At 64.3% G+C, this 16,008-nt stretch carries 15 protein-coding genes; 12 read left to right on the top strand and 3 right to left on the bottom strand.

Features of this window, described 5'->3' with window-relative positions:
• Positions 1–74: 74 nt before the first annotated feature.
• The 9 genes from L880_RS0107525 to L880_RS35530 all read left to right on the top strand — a co-directional run bounded on the left by L880_RS0107525 (position 75) and on the right by L880_RS35530 (position 9,619).
• Positions 75–1,166, top strand: a complete 1,092-nt coding sequence (locus tag L880_RS0107525) for an ABC transporter ATP-binding protein (protein ID WP_027475153.1) — start codon at positions 75–77, stop codon at positions 1,164–1,166.
• Positions 1,163–2,011: an ABC transporter permease gene (locus L880_RS0107520; RefSeq protein WP_027475152.1), complete on the top strand. Its 849-nt coding sequence runs from the start codon at positions 1,163–1,165 to the stop codon at positions 2,009–2,011. The genes L880_RS0107525 and L880_RS0107520 overlap by 4 nt, the downstream gene beginning before the upstream one ends.
• Positions 2,012–2,018: 7 nt before the next feature.
• Positions 2,019–2,870 (top strand): ABC transporter permease, encoded by an 852-nt coding sequence (locus L880_RS0107515; RefSeq protein WP_051443141.1) that lies wholly within the window; start codon positions 2,019–2,021, stop codon positions 2,868–2,870.
• Positions 2,867–3,190 carry a (2Fe-2S)-binding protein gene (locus tag L880_RS0107510; RefSeq protein ID WP_019572866.1) on the top strand — a complete coding sequence of 108 codons (324 nt, stop codon included), beginning with the start codon at positions 2,867–2,869 and terminating at the stop codon, positions 3,188–3,190. The genes L880_RS0107515 and L880_RS0107510 overlap by 4 nt, the downstream gene beginning before the upstream one ends.
• Positions 3,187–4,626, top strand: coding sequence for an FAD/NAD(P)-dependent oxidoreductase (locus L880_RS0107505; RefSeq protein ID WP_027475149.1), 1,440 nt, complete (start codon positions 3,187–3,189; stop codon positions 4,624–4,626). The genes L880_RS0107510 and L880_RS0107505 overlap by 4 nt, the downstream gene beginning before the upstream one ends.
• Positions 4,626–5,750, top strand: a complete 1,125-nt coding sequence (locus L880_RS0107500; RefSeq protein WP_043328825.1) for an NAD(P)/FAD-dependent oxidoreductase — start codon at positions 4,626–4,628, stop codon at positions 5,748–5,750. The genes L880_RS0107505 and L880_RS0107500 overlap by 1 nt, the downstream gene beginning before the upstream one ends.
• Before the next feature lie 71 nt (positions 5,751–5,821).
• Entirely contained in the window at positions 5,822–6,898 is a 1,077-nt protein-coding gene (locus L880_RS0107495) for an ABC transporter substrate-binding protein (protein WP_027475147.1), read from the top strand.
• A gap of 225 nt (positions 6,899–7,123) precedes the next feature.
• A complete protein-coding gene (locus L880_RS0107490; RefSeq protein WP_027475146.1) occupies positions 7,124–7,546 on the top strand; it encodes a DUF7684 family protein in 423 nt (140 codons plus the stop codon).
• A gap of 1,719 nt (positions 7,547–9,265) precedes the next feature.
• Entirely contained in the window at positions 9,266–9,619 is a 354-nt protein-coding gene (locus tag L880_RS35530) for a hypothetical protein (RefSeq protein WP_157462693.1), read from the top strand.
• A gap of 286 nt (positions 9,620–9,905) precedes the next feature.
• On the opposite strand, the gene L880_RS0107485 is transcribed toward L880_RS35530, so the two are convergent.
• Positions 9,906–10,700 carry an inositol monophosphatase family protein gene (locus L880_RS0107485; RefSeq protein ID WP_027475145.1) on the bottom strand — a complete coding sequence of 265 codons (795 nt, stop codon included), beginning with the start codon at positions 10,698–10,700 and terminating at the stop codon, positions 9,906–9,908.
• Between the two features lie 176 nt (positions 10,701–10,876).
• On the opposite strand from L880_RS0107485, the gene L880_RS0107480 reads away from it, so the two are divergent.
• Together L880_RS0107480 and L880_RS0107475 are read left to right on the top strand one after the other, a co-directional pair.
• Complete coding sequence (locus tag L880_RS0107480) at positions 10,877–11,929, top strand: hypothetical protein (RefSeq protein ID WP_027475144.1); 1,053 nt, start codon at positions 10,877–10,879, stop codon at positions 11,927–11,929.
• A gap of 93 nt (positions 11,930–12,022) precedes the next feature.
• Entirely contained in the window at positions 12,023–12,286 is a 264-nt protein-coding gene (locus tag L880_RS0107475) for a VF530 family protein (protein ID WP_027475143.1), read from the top strand.
• Between the two features lie 18 nt (positions 12,287–12,304).
• Here the strand turns inward: L880_RS0107475 and L880_RS0107470 are convergent, their stop codons facing one another.
• Together L880_RS0107470 and L880_RS0107465 are read right to left on the bottom strand one after the other, a co-directional pair.
• A complete protein-coding gene (locus L880_RS0107470; protein WP_245615012.1) occupies positions 12,305–13,669 on the bottom strand; it encodes an aminotransferase class V-fold PLP-dependent enzyme in 1,365 nt (454 codons plus the stop codon).
• 58 nt (positions 13,670–13,727) lie between these two features.
• Positions 13,728–14,639 carry a TauD/TfdA dioxygenase family protein gene (locus L880_RS0107465; RefSeq protein ID WP_027475141.1) on the bottom strand — a complete coding sequence of 304 codons (912 nt, stop codon included), beginning with the start codon at positions 14,637–14,639 and terminating at the stop codon, positions 13,728–13,730.
• A gap of 394 nt (positions 14,640–15,033) precedes the next feature.
• Between L880_RS0107465 and L880_RS0107460 the strand changes: the two genes are divergently transcribed.
• Positions 15,034–16,008 (top strand): DnaJ C-terminal domain-containing protein, encoded by a 975-nt coding sequence (locus L880_RS0107460; RefSeq protein ID WP_027475140.1) that lies wholly within the window; start codon positions 15,034–15,036, stop codon positions 16,006–16,008.

Raw genomic sequence — 16,008 nt, 5'->3', positions numbered from 1 at the left:
AGAACGAGCGACTTTCCAGCTTCCACTCTTCATCGACGCCGATGCCCCCCGGCATCTGCTGAAAGGCTTTGACGATGTCCTTTTTGCAACTGCACGCCCTGTGCAAGAACTACGGTGCCACCCGGGCCGTGAGCGATCTGAACCTGACGGTGGAGCAAGGCGAATTTGTCTCGCTGCTGGGCCCCTCGGGCTGCGGCAAGACCACCACCTTGCAGATGATTGCCGGCATCGAGGCCGTGAGCAGCGGGCGCATCGTGCTCGATGGCCAGGACATCACCCACACCAAGACCAGCAGCCGCGGCCTGGGCATCGTGTTCCAGACCTATGCGCTGTTCCCGCACATGACGGTGGCCGAGAACGTGGGTTTTGGCCTGGAGATGCGCCACTGCCCCAAGGCCGAGCGCGAGCAGCGCGTGGCCGAAGCCCTGGCCCTGGTGCGGCTGGACCAGCATGGCCAGCGCTACCCGCGCCAGCTGTCGGGCGGCCAGCGCCAGCGCGTGGCCCTGGCCCGGGCGCTGGTGATCCGCCCGCCGGTGCTGCTGCTGGACGAGCCCCTGTCCAACCTGGACGCCAAGCTGCGCGAAGAGATGCAGTTCGAGCTGCGCCGCATCCAGCGCCAGGTGGGCACCACCACGGTGATGGTCACCCATGACCAATCGGAGGCCCTGTCGGTCAGCGACCGGGTGGTGGTGATGGAGGCCGGGCGCATCACCCAGGTCGACCACCCCGAGGCGGTGTACGAGCACCCGGGCAACCGCTTCATTGCCACCTTTGTGGGCAAGGCCAACCTGATCCCGGCCCAGGTGGTGGCCGGCGAACACGGCCCTGAAATCAGCCTGGGCCCGCTGCAACTGGCCGTGCCGGGCCTGCGCCAGGCGCCGGGCACTGGCGTGCTGGTGGGCCTGCGCCCCGAAAAGCTGCGCCTTTGCGCGCCCGGCCAGGGCCGGCTGAGCGCCAAGGTGCTGGAGCGCTTCTTTCTGGGCAGCCAATGGCTGTACCGCCTGAACAGCCCGCTGGGTGAGTTGCTGCTGCTGGCGCCCAACGACGGTGGCGACACCCTGGCCGTGGGCGCCGAGGCCGGCATCGATTGGCCCTTGCACGTGACCCGGGTGCTGGACACCACGGGCGCTGCCGCCGCGCTGACAGCCACCGAGGCCCTGGCATGAAAAAGCCCATCCCCTGGCTGCTCAGCGCGCCGGCACTGTGCCTGTTTGCCACACTGCTGATCACCCCGCTGCTGCTGACCGCCGTGCTGTCGTTCAACGGCTTTGACTACGCCACCGGGGTGAAAGAGGGCGAGTACACCCTGGCCCAATACACCCACCTGTTCAGCGACAGCTATTACCTGGGCATCTTCTGGCGCACCTTCTGGGTGGCCGGGCTGACCACCCTGATCTGCATGCTGGTGGGCGCCCCCCAGGCCTATGTGCTGAGCCGCATGGGCAGCCCCTGGCGCTCGATTCTGCTGCTGGTGGTGCTGGCGCCGCTGCTGGTGTCGGTGGTGGTGCGGGCCTTTGGCTGGTCGATGCTGCTGGGGCCTGAGGGGCTGATCAACCAGGCCCTGATGGCCCTGGGCCTGGGCCGGGTCAAGCTGCTGTACACCGAGGCCGCGGTGGTGATCGCCCTGGTGCACGTGATGCTGCCCTTCATGGTGATCCCGGTCTGGACCTCCTTGCAAAAGCTCGACCCCAGCGTGGAGCACGCCGCCGCCTCGCTGCAGGCCAGCCCCTTCACCATCGTGCGCCGCATCGTGCTGCCGCAGGTGATGCCCGGCATCCTGTCGGGCAGCCTGATCGTGTTCGGCCTGTCGGCCAGCTCGTTTGCCATCCCGGGGCTGCTGGGCGGGCGCCGGCTCAAGATGGTGGCCACCATCGTCTACGACGAGTACCTGCATGAATTGAACTGGCCCCAGGGCGCGGCAGTGGCCCTGACCCTGCTGGTGGCCAACCTGATCGTGATGCTGAGCTACAACCGCCTGGTGGAGCGCCGCTACCAGAAAGCCTTGGGGTGAATCCGACATGAGCACAACTGCAACCTCCCCTGCCCAGGCCCCCAGCGGCTCTGGGCGCATCCCGGGCAAGAATGGCCCCCTGGCCCTGCTGTTCAACGCCCTGGTGGTGAGCTTCATGCTGGCCCCGCTGCTGATCGTGTGCGTGGTGGCCTTCACGCCCGAGAACACCCTGACCCTGCCGAGCCACGGCCTGTCGCTGCGCTGGTTCAAGGCCGTGTTCGAGCACCCCGACTTCGTGTCTTCGTTCTGGAACAGCCTGTGGCTGGCCCTGGGCTCGGCCACGCTGTCCACCTTGTTGGCTGTGCCCGCCGGCCTGGCGCTCACGCGCTACCAATTCCGTGGGCGGGAGCTGATCAATGCGCTGTTCCTGTCGCCGCTGATCATTCCGCACCTGGTGCTGGGCGTGGCGCTGCTGCGCCTGTCCAGCCTGGTGGGCGGGGCCGGCAGCTTCGGTTTTTTGCTGCTGGCCCATGCCCTGGTGGTGACGCCCTATGTGCTGCGCCTGGTGCTGGCCTCGCTGGTGGGCTTTGACCGCAGCATCGAGCAGGCCGCCCTGTCGCTGGGGGCCTCGCCCTGGCGCAGCTTTGTGCGCGTCACCCTGCCGATGATCCTGCCCGGGGTGAGCGGCGGCTGGCTGCTGGCCTTCATCAACAGTTTTGACGAGGTCACGCTGTCGATCTTTGTCACCTCGCCCTCCACCGTCACGCTGCCGGTGCGCATGTACATGTATGCCACCGAGTCGATCGACCCGCTGATGGCCGCCGTGTCGGCCCTGATGGTGGGCCTGACCGCCGTGGCCATGCTGGTGCTGGACCGCCTGTACGGGCTCGACAAAGTGCTGGTCGGAGGCCACCGATGAACCCCCATGCCCTGAAGAAAGCCGGCCTCGGCCTGCTGCACCGCGTGGCCGAAACCGGCCGCACCCCGCTGACCCTGCTGGTGGACGGCCAGCCCGTGCAGGCCCTGGCCGGGGACACCGTGCTGACCGCCATCCTGCAGCACCAGGCCGCCCTGCGCCACAACGAATTCAGCGGCCAGCCGCGTGCCGGCTTCTGCCTCATGGGGGCCTGCCAGGATTGCTGGGTGCGCACCGCGCAAGGCCAGCGCCTGCGCGCCTGCAGCACCCTGGTCAGCCCCGGCCTGAGCGTGCTGACCCAGGCCGAGGAGAGCCCGCTGTGAACACACCCCAAGCCCCCGACAAGGCCCCTGCCGACACCCCAGCGGTGATCGTGGGCGCCGGCCCCGCCGGCATCCGCGCCGCCCAGACCCTGGTCGCCCATGGCCTGCGGCCCATCCTGATCGACGAGGCCGCGCGCGGCGGCGGCCAGATCTACCGCCAGCCCCCGCCCGGCTTTTCACGCCCGCCCGAGGCGCTGTATGGCTTCGAGGCCGGGCGCGCCCGCGCCGTGCACGAGGCCTGGCTGGCCCTGTTGCCCCAGGTGGACTACCGGCCCGAGCAACTGGTGTGGAACGCCGGCCCCGGCTGGCTGGATGTGCTGCAAGGCGAGCGAAGCCAGCGCCTGGCCTGGTCGCAGCTCATCGTGGCCACCGGCGCCACCGACCGCGTGCTGCCCCTGCCGGGCTGGACACTGCCCGGCGTCTACACCCTGGGCGGGGCCCAGGTGGCCTTGAAATACCAGGGCTGCACCATCGGCCAGCGCGTGCTGCTGACCGGCACCGGCCCCCTGCTCTACCTGGTGGCCTATCAGATCGCCCAAGCCGGCCGCGCCCATGGCGTGCAGGTGGCCGGGGTGCTGGACACGGCCGGCTGGGCCGGCAAGATCGCCGCCCTGCCGGCCCTGCTGAACCAGCCCGCCACCCTGGCCAAGGGCCAGTACTTTCTGGCCTGGCTGCTGGCCCATGGGGTGCCGGTGCACTGGGGCGTGCAGCCGCTGCAGGTGCTGGGCAGCCAGCGCGTCGAAGGCCTGCGCTGGCGCGACCGCCAGGGCCGCGAGCACAGCACCGCGGCCGACGGCCTGGCGCTGGGCTACGCCCTGCGCTCCGAAACCCAGCTGGCCGATCTGCTGGACTGCCGCTTTGAGTTCAACGCCCTCAACCGAGCCCACCTGCCGGTGCGCGATGCCGCCGGGCGCAGCAGCGTGGCCGGTGTGTACCTGGCTGGCGACGGCGCCGGCATCCAGGGCGCCGATGCGGCCGAATGGGCCGGCGAACGCGCCGCCCTGGCGCTGCTGGAAGACCGCCAGGGCCTGGCCCCGGGCCCGCGCAGCCGAGCGCTCGATGCCAAGCTGGCGGGCATTGCACGCTTTCGCCAAGGGCTGGAGACCGCCTTCCCCTTCCCCACCGATTGGGCAGCCCAGGCCCCCGATGAACTGGTGGTGTGCCGCTGCGAAAACATCACCGCAGGCGAGCTGCGCCAACAGGTCAAAGACACGGGCGCCCCTGAGCTGAACCGGCTCAAGGCCCTCAGCCGCGTGGGCATGGGCCGTTGCCAGGGCCGCATGTGTGGCCTGGCGGCCGCCGAGATCCTGGCCCACGCCAGCGGCCAGCCCATAGAACAGGTGGGCCGGCTGCGCGCCCAGGCTCCCATCAAACCCCTGCCCCTGATGGCCCAGGCCAGCCTGGGTACCCCAGGCACCGCCCCGGAGAACGATTGATGCAAACCCTTGATTGCGATGTGCTGGTGGTGGGGGGTGGCATTGTGGGCAGCTCGGCCGCGCTGGCGCTGGCCCGCAGCGGCAGCAAAGTGGTGCTGATCGAGCGCGACCTGTGTGGATCGCGCTCCAGCGGCGTCAACTTTGGCGGCGTGCGGCGCCAGGGCCGCCCCTTGAACCAACTGCCCCTGGCCCAGCGCGCCCACGGCATCTGGGGGCGCCTGACCGAGCTGATCGGCATCAACGGCGAGTACCAGCGCAGCGGCCACCTCAAGCTGGCGCGCAGCGAGGCCGACCTGGCCTCACTGGAGCGCTACCGCGAGCAGAGCGCCGCCTTCGACCTGGGCCTGCAGGTGCTGGGCCGCGCCGAAGTGCGCCGCCGCTGGCCCTGGCTGGGCGAGGTGGCGGTGGGCGGCTCGCTGTGCCCTGAAGACGGCCAGGCCAACCCCAGGCTGGTGTCGCCGGCCTTTGCCCGCGCCGCCGAGCGCGCCGGGGCCCGCGTGCTGGAGCGCACCCCTTTGCTGGCCCTGGCCCACGATGGCCAGCGCTTTGTGGCCGAAGCCGGCCCCGACGGGCAGGCCTGCTGGCGCCTGCGCGCGCCCCAGTTGATCAACTGCGCCGGGGCCTGGGCGGGCCAGCTGGCCGCCCAGTTTGGCGAGGCGGTGCCCCTGGTGTCGGGCCACCCGGCCATGGCCGTGACCGAGCCCCTGCCGTTTTTTGCCCCGGTCAGCCTGGGCGTGGAAGGCGGTGGCATCTACGGTCGGCAGGTGCGACGCGGCAATTTTGTGCTGGGCGGCGGCTCGGGCCTGGCGCTGGACGGCCAACGCGCCCGCAGCAGCAGCGAGGCCCTGCTCAAGCTGACCCAGCAAGCCATCGAGCTGCTGCCCGCGCTGCGCGGCGCCCACATCATCCGCACCTGGAGCGGCACCGAAGGCTACCTGCCCGACCGCCAGCCCGTGCTGGGCGCGAGCCAGCAGCGCAGCGGCCTGTGGCATGGCTTCGGCTTTGCCGGGGCCGGCTTCCAGATCGGCCCGGCCGCCGGCGAGGTGCTGGCCGAGCTGGCCCTGCAGGGCCGCAGCAGCACGCCGCTCGACGGCTTTGACATCGCCCGCTTCCAGCCCACCTAGCCGAGCCGCTATTGAAGCCCCGTTCACCCCTTCCCCTTTTCTTTCACCCCCTAGCCAACAAGGACCACAGCATGAAAACCACCCCCTCCGTGCCAGCACGTCGTTTCAGCCGCCTGGCCTGGGCCGGCGCCGCCCTGTGCGCCAGCGCCGCCCTGGGCAGCAACGCCCTGGCCCAGACCAAAACCCTGTACATCGGCATGAACGGGGGGCAGATGGAGAAGGCCTACACCCAGTACGTGTTCCCGGCCTTCGAGAAAGCCTATGGCGCCAAGGTGGTGGTGGTGCCGGGCACCTCGTCCGACATCCTGGCCAAGGCCCAGGCCAACAAGGACAAGCCGCAGATGCATGTGATGTTTCTGGACGACGGCATCATGGTGCGCGCCATCAACATGGGCTTGTGCGAAAAGCAGCGCGACACCCCGGTGCTGAAAGACATCTACCCCGCCGCCCGCCTGAAGAACGACATGGCCACCGGCGTGAGCCTGGGCATGACCGGGCTGGCCTACAACAAGAAGATGTTCACCGAAAAAGGCTGGGCCGCCCCCACCTCGTGGATGGACCTGGCCGACCCCAAGTACAAGGGCAAGGTGGTGTTCCAGTCGATGCCGTCATCCACCTTCGGCCTGCACGGCTTCTTGATGTTCAACCGCATCCAGGGCGGCACCGACAAGAACGTGGAGCCCGGCTTCAAGGCCTGGCCCAACACCATCGGCCCCAACGTGCTCGAGTACATCCCCAGCTCGGCCAAGATCTCCGAGATGGTGCAGACCGGCGAGGCCGCGTTGTTCCCGCTCACGCCCACCGCCGTGGCCGGCCTGAAGGCCAAAGGCATCCCGGTCGAATACGCCCAACCCAAAGAGGGCTCGGTGGTGCTGATGGTGGCCCAGTGCGTGATCGCCAAGAACAGCGAACCCGAACTGGCCCAGAAGCTGACCGAGTTTCTGCTCTCGCCCCTGGCCCAGGCCAATGTGCTGCAGTTCGGCGACCAGATCCCCACCAACCCCAAGGCCCCCGTGGTGGGCAATGGGGTGGAGCAGGTCAAGCTGATCAATGGCTACATGAAAAACGCCGTGACCGTGGATTGGGACGCCATCAACGAACAACGCCCGGGCTGGAACAGCCGGTGGAACAAGACGATTGAGCGTTGAGGTCGGGGGCGGGCTGGGGCGGCAAAAGGCCGCGCGCGACCCGGCGACAGGCTGACACCTGTCTTCTGTAGAACCACCGGGGCAGAACCACCGGGGCAAAAGGCCGCGGGCCTGCCAGAGTCATGGCATGGCCCGCGATGGCGGCTATCCCCAGCCTTGAATCTGAGACAGAGACCTGCGAGGAGAGATCGTGGTGCCATGTCTGCTTTCAGATAGGCTGCCAATATGACACCGACTCCTGAGTACGTTCATCTGCTGCCCGGTGCACCGTTGCCACCCCTGGCCTCATCGGCTCCTGCCAAGGTCGTGATCGTTGCCGATGTCGTGGTCGAATCACATTGGCAAGCATCGGTCAGTGATTGGCTGATCCGGTCTGGTTGCCTGTACATGTTGGCCTGGGGCGCAGGGTGCAGCTCATGGGATGATGCCGTCGACATGGCGAACCTGGAGCAGTTTGGCTTCAGCGATGTGCCTGAAGACCGGTTTGTCATGACCACCTGGCACGAGGATGAGCATTTGGGAGAAGTATTCCGCTTTGCCAAGCACGATGCCCAACATCCAAGCGAGCAGATGGACCGAACATTGATCTTGCACATCTCCACTGATTCCAGGGAGGTCGAACTCCTGGATGCCTTTGCGGCGGCTTGAACAGGGCTATGGCCGCCACTCAATTTAAAGCAGCAGTCGCCGGTCGCTCTTTTAAATACGGGATTCATTGACCAACTCGCCTCTGTTCACGTGGATTCTGATCATTGGGAATCTGCGCCTTCCATTCGGCACCCTGCAGACGCATTGAATCGTCAGCCCATCTCTGTTTTTTTCAGCGGCTGATATCGCCATTAAGAATAGCCAAAGGTGCTCTCCACTATCGCCAGATCAGATCAAGAGGTCTGATTTAGAAACGGGTATGGACTACAAGATTCATACATGGGCACGATCTGAAAAGCCGCTTGATAGACTACAAACAATGGGCACTCAAGATACATAGACGCCCTCCCCATGCATTGCCCATGAAATCATTGGAGGTCCCAACCAGATGAATTTCAGAGGCACCGCTGATCCATAGGGATTGGCCGATCAACGCCCAATCAAGCACCACCCCGGCGATTCCATTATGGTTAACCACCAACAAGCACCACATCCGAAGAAATGCAAGAGAAGACGGGAAGCATATACCAAAAATAATCAACTCGATCCGTCAATCAAGAACAGCAATATGACATAGGCACTGATAATTGCATCATTAATAAAAACCAGCACAAGAATACAACCAATTCCCCACTCTCACACAGAGAAACAGATCAAAAATACCCTATTCAACCATATTGAGCCAGCCCCTTTTAAAAGACCTTTGATCCAAGATGACAAGCCGACTCAAACGAGTACCCTCATCAACCAAAGAGAAAACCACACCAAATACTGCATGAAGTTGATTTCTGGAAAACCCTTCAGCACCGCACTCTACAACAGTTAATCATCCGATGAATATATATGTACTGCAAAAATTGCAAAATATAAACCGAAGAAATTTGCCATCAATGCGGTACAACCGCTACTGCCACCCTCGTTGAGCATCAACTCAAAAATGAAAATAATCAAATAAGGTTATGGAATCCAGACCTTGCGAGCGTTCTTTGCCTTCCGTTCACCGGCCTGTTCGGCATGATCATTCATGCGCTCAATTGGAAACGATTAGGGGAGAAGAAAAAGGCACGCGTATCATGGGTATGGTCTATGGCCTATGTCATATTACTTCTAGCTTTGGACGCGTATCTTTCATTAAAAACAAGCGCCAACCATCACGATGCAAACGCAATTTTCATGTTGACAAACGTCTTTATGACGATTTTCTGGCATTTCATCAGCGGTCAAAGCCAATCAGACTACATCATCAATAATCTTGGCGGACAATATAACAGAGAACGTTGGGCAGTACCTATTGGAGTAGCGCTTACCATCAAAATCACATCGTATTTTTTAGAGAATTAATCTTGGAATATAAATTCCAAAATAGCCGGGAGCACACATATCAACTCTCCCTCTCAGCCAATCAGTTAGCGTATAGCGAATTTAATGGTTTTTGGGCGAGCCGGGCCTGAGGGCCAAGCGCCAGGATCTGATGACGCTTCATGGCCTCATCATCCCTAGGACAGTCCGAAAAATCTAATCCGCCGCGCTGATGCGACGCATATGCCATGTTCAAACCAATGGATAAAAAACCGAACCAACTGAAGCCAACTAAAAATGATGCGCAATGTAATTCAATACATTTTAGGAAGATACAAATCACCCAACAATTTACAGTATTCATTCAAGAACGAAGATCATCTTGATTTTTTGAAATTCAAAAAAATTATTGGGAGCAAAATGAATATCGAAGACACCTCCGACATAAACGATGATGTGTCAGATATTCTATTCGTTTCTGATAAAGATAAATCTTGGCTCGTGTTTTTATCTTGGATCGGACCTTTCTCTCTAATCATGAGGACTGACGATGGGCACAAAATCCTAGACCATCCTTATCCACCCATCAACGAATCAGAAAAATTGATTATAGAATCATTGAACACTATGGGCTACCAGTTGGTCGGCAGTAAGGAGATTTACACCAAAATTCAAGCAAAAATACCAAACTCAAACAGCAATACTGCTTTTATTTATCAACTTCTATTTTCCGACACAGATATTTTTAAAAATTGCACACCGCAATCCATTTGAATCGACCTATAAAACCTGAACCACCTCAAACATCAATAAACCTTGGCAGGATTTTCAAATGACGAATTCATGCAGTGTATTCCGCGTTATTCCGCCAAGTATTGAAACACCCTTTTGGAGTTCTGTGCAAGCTCATGCCCCCCAACAAGGCCCAAAACTGGCGACACGCTGCCTGCAAACTAACAAAGACACACGGCATCTCTTGTCACGTTGAGCTCTTTTTCAGTTCCAGATCATGCTGAACCAAGCCAGCGTTAGTGTTCGAACCACCGGCCGCATAGAGGCCCTACCCCAGCAGTAGCGGTGCCAGCAGGTTCCAGTTGGCCTGGTTGTCGGCCACCAGCAGACCTTGGCCACCATCCAAAGGCCGGTACGGCAAGCCATCAGGCCGCGCCACATGGGCCCCGGCCTCGCACATGAACAAGGCCCCGGGCGCGTGGTCCCAGGGTTCGGTGCGCCAGAACAGCACGAAATTCTGCAACCCCTGGGCAATCGCGGGGTACTCGTGGCCGGAGCAGCGCATGCCTGGCAACACAGCGCCCAAGCTGCCGGCGCGGGCCTCGATGTGGCTCTTCAAGGCGGCGGGCAGGAAGCGGGTGAAGATGGCGCCCCGCAACTCACCAAGCGGCCGCGGGGTTTGCGGCGCGTGCACGCGCCGGCCGCCCAGATAGGCCCCGGCCCCTTTTTGAGCAAAGGCCAGGGTGTCGGTCAAGGGGTCGAGCATCCAGCTCATCACCGTTTCGCCGTCTCGGATCAAGGCCACCATCACGGCAAACAGCGGGCTGCCGGCCACAAAATTGGCCGTGCCGTCCAAGGGGTCGACCACCCAGAGTTCGGAGGCCGCGGCCGCCTCATGGCGGCGCTCGGCCTGCATCGATGTGGCCTCTTCGCCCATCACCTGCGCGCTGGGCAGCAGGGCCAGCAGCCCGGCGGTCAACAAGGCCTCGGCCTCGCGGTCGGCGGCGGTCACGGTTTCACCGGGCGATTTCTCCTCGATGTCCTCTGCCCGCAGCGCCCGAAAGCGGGGCAGGATGGCCTGGCGCGCGGCCTGGCGCATCAGTTGTGCAACTTCTTCGATCATTGGATTCTTCCGAGCGGGCCCCGATCAGCGCCCAGGCCTGGGTACCCGGCCTGGTGCTGCGCACCGTCGCCATGGGGGGGCGTCCTTGGGTAAAGTGCTGTGCACTGGCATCTGCGGCCTCAATGCAGGCCTCGGCACCAGAACAGCCATAAAACCTAAAAAGGGAGGGTAGCAGCATGAAGCTGTTGAATATCGCATTGGCGCTGATCATTTTTCTGCAACTGCTGCTGGCCCTGCACCAGTTCAGGCGGCACCGAAAGCTGAAGCAGCACCAGCAGCGGATGGTGGATGCGCTGAAGGGGCACCGATTCTGGCGTGTTGGCATGGCCCGGGTCGAGTTTCTGAAGTCATGGCCCAAGCTGAGCCCGCAGCAGGCGCTGGGGGTGCTGATCGACGAAGGCGAGTCGGTTCGGTTCAGGGGCCGCTGGTATGGCGCCCAGGAAGACTTTGAACAGGTCGTGAGCAAGGAACTGGCCACGCTCAGCTGGCTGGACCCCCATCCGTGGCGCACGGCCAACCTGGCCTGGGTGCAGGTCGATGCCCCTACCGGCCCGCTGCTGGTGTGTGCAGAAACCCTCGCCAACCCCAGGGCCTCGCGCGAGGCCCTGGCCGACATGGTGCGTTCGGTCTTTCCAGGCTTTGCGTTGCCGACGGGCGCAGGCATGGATTTTTCGCTGGAGAAGAACCGCTTTTCGCTGACGGCCGTGGTGGTGTTCCTGGCGCTGCTGCTGTTCTCCCTGCTGGACACCTATGTGTTCAACGACTACGAGCTGATCGAATCCCAGGTGGCACGGCTGCTCAGCAGCCCGGCCCTGCTGGTGGCCGCCGGGGCTGCGCTGGTCGGGGTGGGCTTGTTCAGCTACCGCCGGTTGCTGGCTGGCCAGGTGCCGGTGCAAGAGTCGCTGGTGCTGGCCCTGTTTGTGACCGGCGCCTTGACCATGGCGGCGCTGCCAGCGCTCAAACGGGTTGATCAGGTGCTGGCGAAAGGGCCGTCCACCTGGTATGCCTACCGTGTGGTCGATCAGGTGGTTCACCTGAGCCCGGTGGATGCCCGCCAGGGCTTGCCGACCCTGCGCTTCACCAAGGCCCCGGAGTACTGGGCTCAGGTGCCCACGGGCAGCGAGGTGCAGGTGCCGCTGTTGCGCGGCCCCCTGGGCCTGTGGCAACTCGATCACCAGCGCTTTGACCCGCCGATCCTGGCGTTCTATGAGAAAGCCAGCCAAAAATGAGCTGCACAGGCTTTGTGGGCCAAGGCAGCGACATGGGGCAGCGCCCAGCCCTGGGTTAAGCTCAGCAGCCCCGCAGCCCACCCCGATGCCGCCATGTCCACGCCCCCCGCCCCGCCAACCCAGCGCCACAACCCCTTGCATGGGCTGACCCTGGAGGCCATCGTCACCGCGCTGGTCGACTTCTATGGCTGGGACGAGCTGGCCCATCTGGTGCCCATCCGCTGCTTTGCGCTCAACCCGAGCATCAAATCGAGCCTGACCTTTCTGCGCAAGACGCCCTGGGCACGTGAAAAAGTCGAAAGCCTGTACCTGTTCATGCTGCGTGAGCAGCGCCGCGCCGGGCAGCAAGGCGACTGATTGCGCAGGCCATCCCTTTCAGGCCGCGATCACCTTCAAAGCCTCGACCAGCCGCGCCGTGTCCTCGGCCGAGGTGAACAAGGCCGGTGAAATGCGCACGCAGTCGCCCGCCGCCACGCCCCCGCGGCGCACGGTGAACAGGCCGAACTCATCCTTCAAACGCTTGGCCAGGCGCAGGTTGTCCTCGCGGCTGGTCTGGCCACGCAGGCGGATCGAGGTGATGCCGGCGTACAGGCGCGGGTCTTGCGGGGTCAGGATCTGCAGTTTCGGCAACGCCAGCAGGGGCGCCACCCACAGATCGCGCAGGTGGCGCAGGCGGGCCTCCTTGTGGGCCGGGCCCAGGGCCTGGTGCAGGTCCAGCGCCACGGGCACGCTCAGCACATTGGCGATGTTGGTGGTGCCGGTGTGCACGCGCGAGCGCACATCGTGGGCCGGAAAATCGCCGTCTTCAAAGGCCCGGTCGATGTCGTCCAGCTGGCCCTCCTTGATGTACAGGCAGCCCACGCCCAGGGGCGCGCCCATCCATTTGTGCAGGTTGAAGCCCACAAAATCGGCCCCCAGCGACTCCACCTTGAAATCGATCTGGCCCCAGGAATGGGCAGCGTCCACGATCACGTCGATGCCACGGGCCCGTGCCAGGCGGCAGATCTCGGCCACCGGCAGCAAGAGCCCGGTGCGGTGGCTGACATGGGTCAGCAACAGCAGACGGGTCTTGGGATGCTGCTCGAAGGCCCGCGCGTAGGCATCAATCACGCCCTGGTGGCTGGCCGGCTCGGGCAGGCTGATGCGCACCACCTCGGCGCCGCGGCGCTGGCGCAGGTAGTTCATGGCGTACTGCATGCTGTCGTAATCCAGATCGGCATACAGGGCCACATCGCCCGGCTGCAGGCGCCGGTAGTTGGTGATGAGGTTTTGCAGCGCCTCGGTGGCCCCCCGGGTCAGGGCCACCTCCTGCGGCTTGGCGCCCAACTCCAGGGCCACACGATCACGCACGCGAGTGGCTTCGCCCGCGTCGTACTGGCCACGCACAAACACCGAGCCGCGGCGATTGATCTCGTCGATGTGGCGGTGGTAGGCCTGTGCCACGGGCCGGCCCATCATGCCGAAGTAACCGTTCTCGAAGTTGACCACGCTGCGGTCCACCGGGAACAGCGCTGCCACGCGGGCCCAGTGGGCCTCGTCGCGGGCCAGGCTGGCCGGATCCTGCAGGGGGCGCGGCACCGGCGACTCGGCGGCTGCTGAGGTCTCGGGTGCTGGCTGGGCTGGCACCTGCGCTTGCGCGGCACCGGCCACCAAGACGCCTGCTGATGCGATCAGGCCACGGCGCTGGCGCTGGAAAGAGGTGACCGGGGTGTTGTTCATGGGCAATGGGCTGTCTTTCATGGGGCACCAGCCTAGCGGCAGGCCGTGTCATGCCCATGACGGACGGCGCTGCTGCCGCTCAGGCCTTGGGCCCGTGGTCCAGGTAGGCCGACACGCGTTCGCCCCAGCGCTCTTCAGGGAAGTAGTCCCACACGGCATGGTGCTGGGTGGCCCAGTTGTCCCAGAACAGCAGGGTGCCCGGCTCCCAGCGCACACGCACCTGGAAGGCCAGACTGCGTTCGATGTGGCGGTACAGCTGCTGCAGCACCGCCTGGCTTTCGTGCCGGCTGAGCTGCACGATGTGCGAGGTGAAGGCCTCGTTCACGTACAGGAACTTCTGCCCGGTGAACGGGTGGCGCGCCACCACCGGGTGCTCGGTGGCCGGAAAGGTCTTGCCCGGCTCGGGCTGGGTGCCGTAGCCCGCCGTCCAGGCGGTGGAGCCGTCGTGCACCGCCGTCAGGCCGTCGAGAAAGGCCTTGTAGGGGGCCGACAGCGACTCATAGGCCAGCACCAGGTTGGCAAAGGCCGTGTCGCCGCCACCCGACTCGGGCAGGCGGGTGACATGCAGGAACGAGCCCCAGATCGGGTTGGCGTCGCACGACACATCGTGGTGCCAGGCGTCGCCTGCCGTGAAGCGCGACTGCGGCCCGGTGCGCCAGGCCAGCACCTCGGGGTCGTCGGTGCCACCGGCCACGGCGCGGCTCTTGGCGAGCAGGTGGCGGTGCAGGGTGCCGAAGCGGCGTGCAAAGCGCTTGTGCGCCTCCAGATCCAGTGTCTGGCCCCGGAAGGCCAGCACCAGGTTTTCTCCGATGGCCCGGCGGATCTCGGCAAACTGCTCCTCAGGGATGTCGCGCGACAGGTCCACGCCATGGATCTCGGCACCGATCGTGGGCGCCAGGCGCGTCAGCTTGAAGGTCTTGTAGGGCGCACGGGGCAGCGCGTGCCAGGCTTCGATGGCCTGCTTGTCGTTGAAGTCTTGGTAAAAGCTCATGGTGTTCGCTCAGTCAGTTGTCTGTTCCACGTGGGGTTCAACAAGGGGTTCTCGCCGGTGGGGGGCGGGCCTTCTGAGGGGCTGCCCGCCACCGGTTCGAGCCGAATCTAGCGCCGGCCCGGCATGGGACTTCGACCCTTTTCAGATAAGAAAAAGTGATTCCGGCCAGATCTCCAAGGCTTGAGGAAACGCAAAAAATCGGGGCCGCGGGCCACGTGTGTGTTTGTCGCGGATCAAGCCCGCGCGGCCCGCCCTGTGGCTGAACAGGGTCACAAGCCACCCACTTCGGGCGGCCACCACGCGCCGCCATGGCCAAACCTTGCGCCAGGTACAGACAAACTGCCCCCCATTGGATTAGCGTGGGCCTTTGACGCAGCTTCGCAAAGGCCCGGGCATGGAATTCAAGGACTACTACCAGCAATTGGGGGTGGGCAAGAACGCCACCGCGGACGAGATCAAGAAGGCGTTTCGCAAAAAAGCCCGCCAGTACCACCCCGATGTCAGCAAAGAGCCCGATGCGGCCAGCCGAATGGCCGAGCTCAACGAGGCCAACGCCGTGCTGTCCGACCCCGAAAAACGCGCCGCCTACGACACCCTGGCCAGCCAGCCCCAGGCCAGCCATGCGGGCCAGGGCTACCAAGCTCCGCCCCACTGGGACAGCGGCTACGAGTTCTCGGGCGGCGCCGACGACCTGGAAGGCCAGCACAGCGACTTCTTCGAGCAACTGTTCGGCCGTTCGGCCCGTGCCAGCCGGCCAGGTCGGGGCGCGGCCGGCATGGGCGGTGCCCGGCCGCAGGCGCAGCGTGGCAACGACCACCACGCCAGCATCGAACTGGATCTGGTGGACGCCTACACCGGGGCCCTGCGCACCATCACGCTGCAGGCCGGGCGCCTGGACGAAGCGGGCCACCTGGTGCGCGAAGAACGGCATCTGGAGGTGAAGATTCCCCAGGGCGTGCGCGAGGGCCAGCACATCCGCCTGGCCGGCCAGGGCAGCCCAGGCCTGGCCGGTGGCCCACCCGGCGACCTGTTGCTCGAAGTCGGCTTCAAGCCCGACGCGCGCTGGCATGCCGAAGGCCGCGATGTGCACCAGACCCTGCTGTTGGCGCCCTGGGAGGCGGCGCTGGGCACCAGCATCACGGTGGCCACCCCGGGCGGCGAGCTGGAGGTGCAGGTGCCCGCCGGCTGGCGCCGTGGCCGAAAGCTGCGCCTGAAAGAACGTGGCATCCCCGGCCACCCCCCCGGTGACCTGTACCTGACGCTGGACCTGGCCCTGCCCCCGGCCGACACCGACGCGGCACGTGCCGCCTACACCGCCCTGGCCCAGGCCTGCCCGGGCTTCAACCCTCGCCCGCCCCACGGAGCCTGA

This window comes from Curvibacter gracilis ATCC BAA-807, assembly GCF_000518645.1.
GTDB lineage: Bacteria > Pseudomonadota > Gammaproteobacteria > Burkholderiales > Burkholderiaceae_C > Curvibacter > Curvibacter gracilis.
Note: the sequence above shows the minus strand (reverse complement) of the source record. Positions and strands in the feature narration are given on the sequence as shown.

Excerpts from the sequence above, each read along its gene's own strand:
- L880_RS0107525 (WP_027475153.1), top strand. The coding sequence starts at position 75 with ATGTCCTTTTTGCAACTGCACGCCCTGTGCAAGAACTACGGTGCCACC.
- L880_RS0107520 (WP_027475152.1), top strand. The coding sequence starts at position 1,163 with ATGAAAAAGCCCATCCCCTGGCTGCTCAGCGCGCCGGCACTGTGCCTG.
- L880_RS0107515 (WP_051443141.1), top strand. The coding sequence starts at position 2,019 with ATGAGCACAACTGCAACCTCCCCTGCCCAGGCCCCCAGCGGCTCTGGG.
- L880_RS0107510 (WP_019572866.1), top strand. The coding sequence starts at position 2,867 with ATGAACCCCCATGCCCTGAAGAAAGCCGGCCTCGGCCTGCTGCACCGC.
- L880_RS0107500 (WP_043328825.1), top strand. The coding sequence starts at position 4,626 with ATGCAAACCCTTGATTGCGATGTGCTGGTGGTGGGGGGTGGCATTGTG.
- L880_RS0107495 (WP_027475147.1), top strand. The coding sequence starts at position 5,822 with ATGAAAACCACCCCCTCCGTGCCAGCACGTCGTTTCAGCCGCCTGGCC.
- L880_RS0107490 (WP_027475146.1), top strand. The coding sequence starts at position 7,124 with ATGACACCGACTCCTGAGTACGTTCATCTGCTGCCCGGTGCACCGTTG.
- L880_RS35530 (WP_157462693.1), top strand. The coding sequence starts at position 9,266 with ATGAATATCGAAGACACCTCCGACATAAACGATGATGTGTCAGATATT.
- L880_RS0107485 (WP_027475145.1), bottom strand. The coding sequence starts at position 10,700 with ATGATCGAAGAAGTTGCACAACTGATGCGCCAGGCCGCGCGCCAGGCC.
- L880_RS0107480 (WP_027475144.1), top strand. The coding sequence starts at position 10,877 with ATGAAGCTGTTGAATATCGCATTGGCGCTGATCATTTTTCTGCAACTG.
- L880_RS0107475 (WP_027475143.1), top strand. The coding sequence starts at position 12,023 with ATGTCCACGCCCCCCGCCCCGCCAACCCAGCGCCACAACCCCTTGCAT.
- L880_RS0107470 (WP_245615012.1), bottom strand. The coding sequence starts at position 13,669 with ATGAAAGACAGCCCATTGCCCATGAACAACACCCCGGTCACCTCTTTC.
- L880_RS0107465 (WP_027475141.1), bottom strand. The coding sequence starts at position 14,639 with ATGAGCTTTTACCAAGACTTCAACGACAAGCAGGCCATCGAAGCCTGG.
- L880_RS0107460 (WP_027475140.1), top strand. The coding sequence starts at position 15,034 with ATGGAATTCAAGGACTACTACCAGCAATTGGGGGTGGGCAAGAACGCC.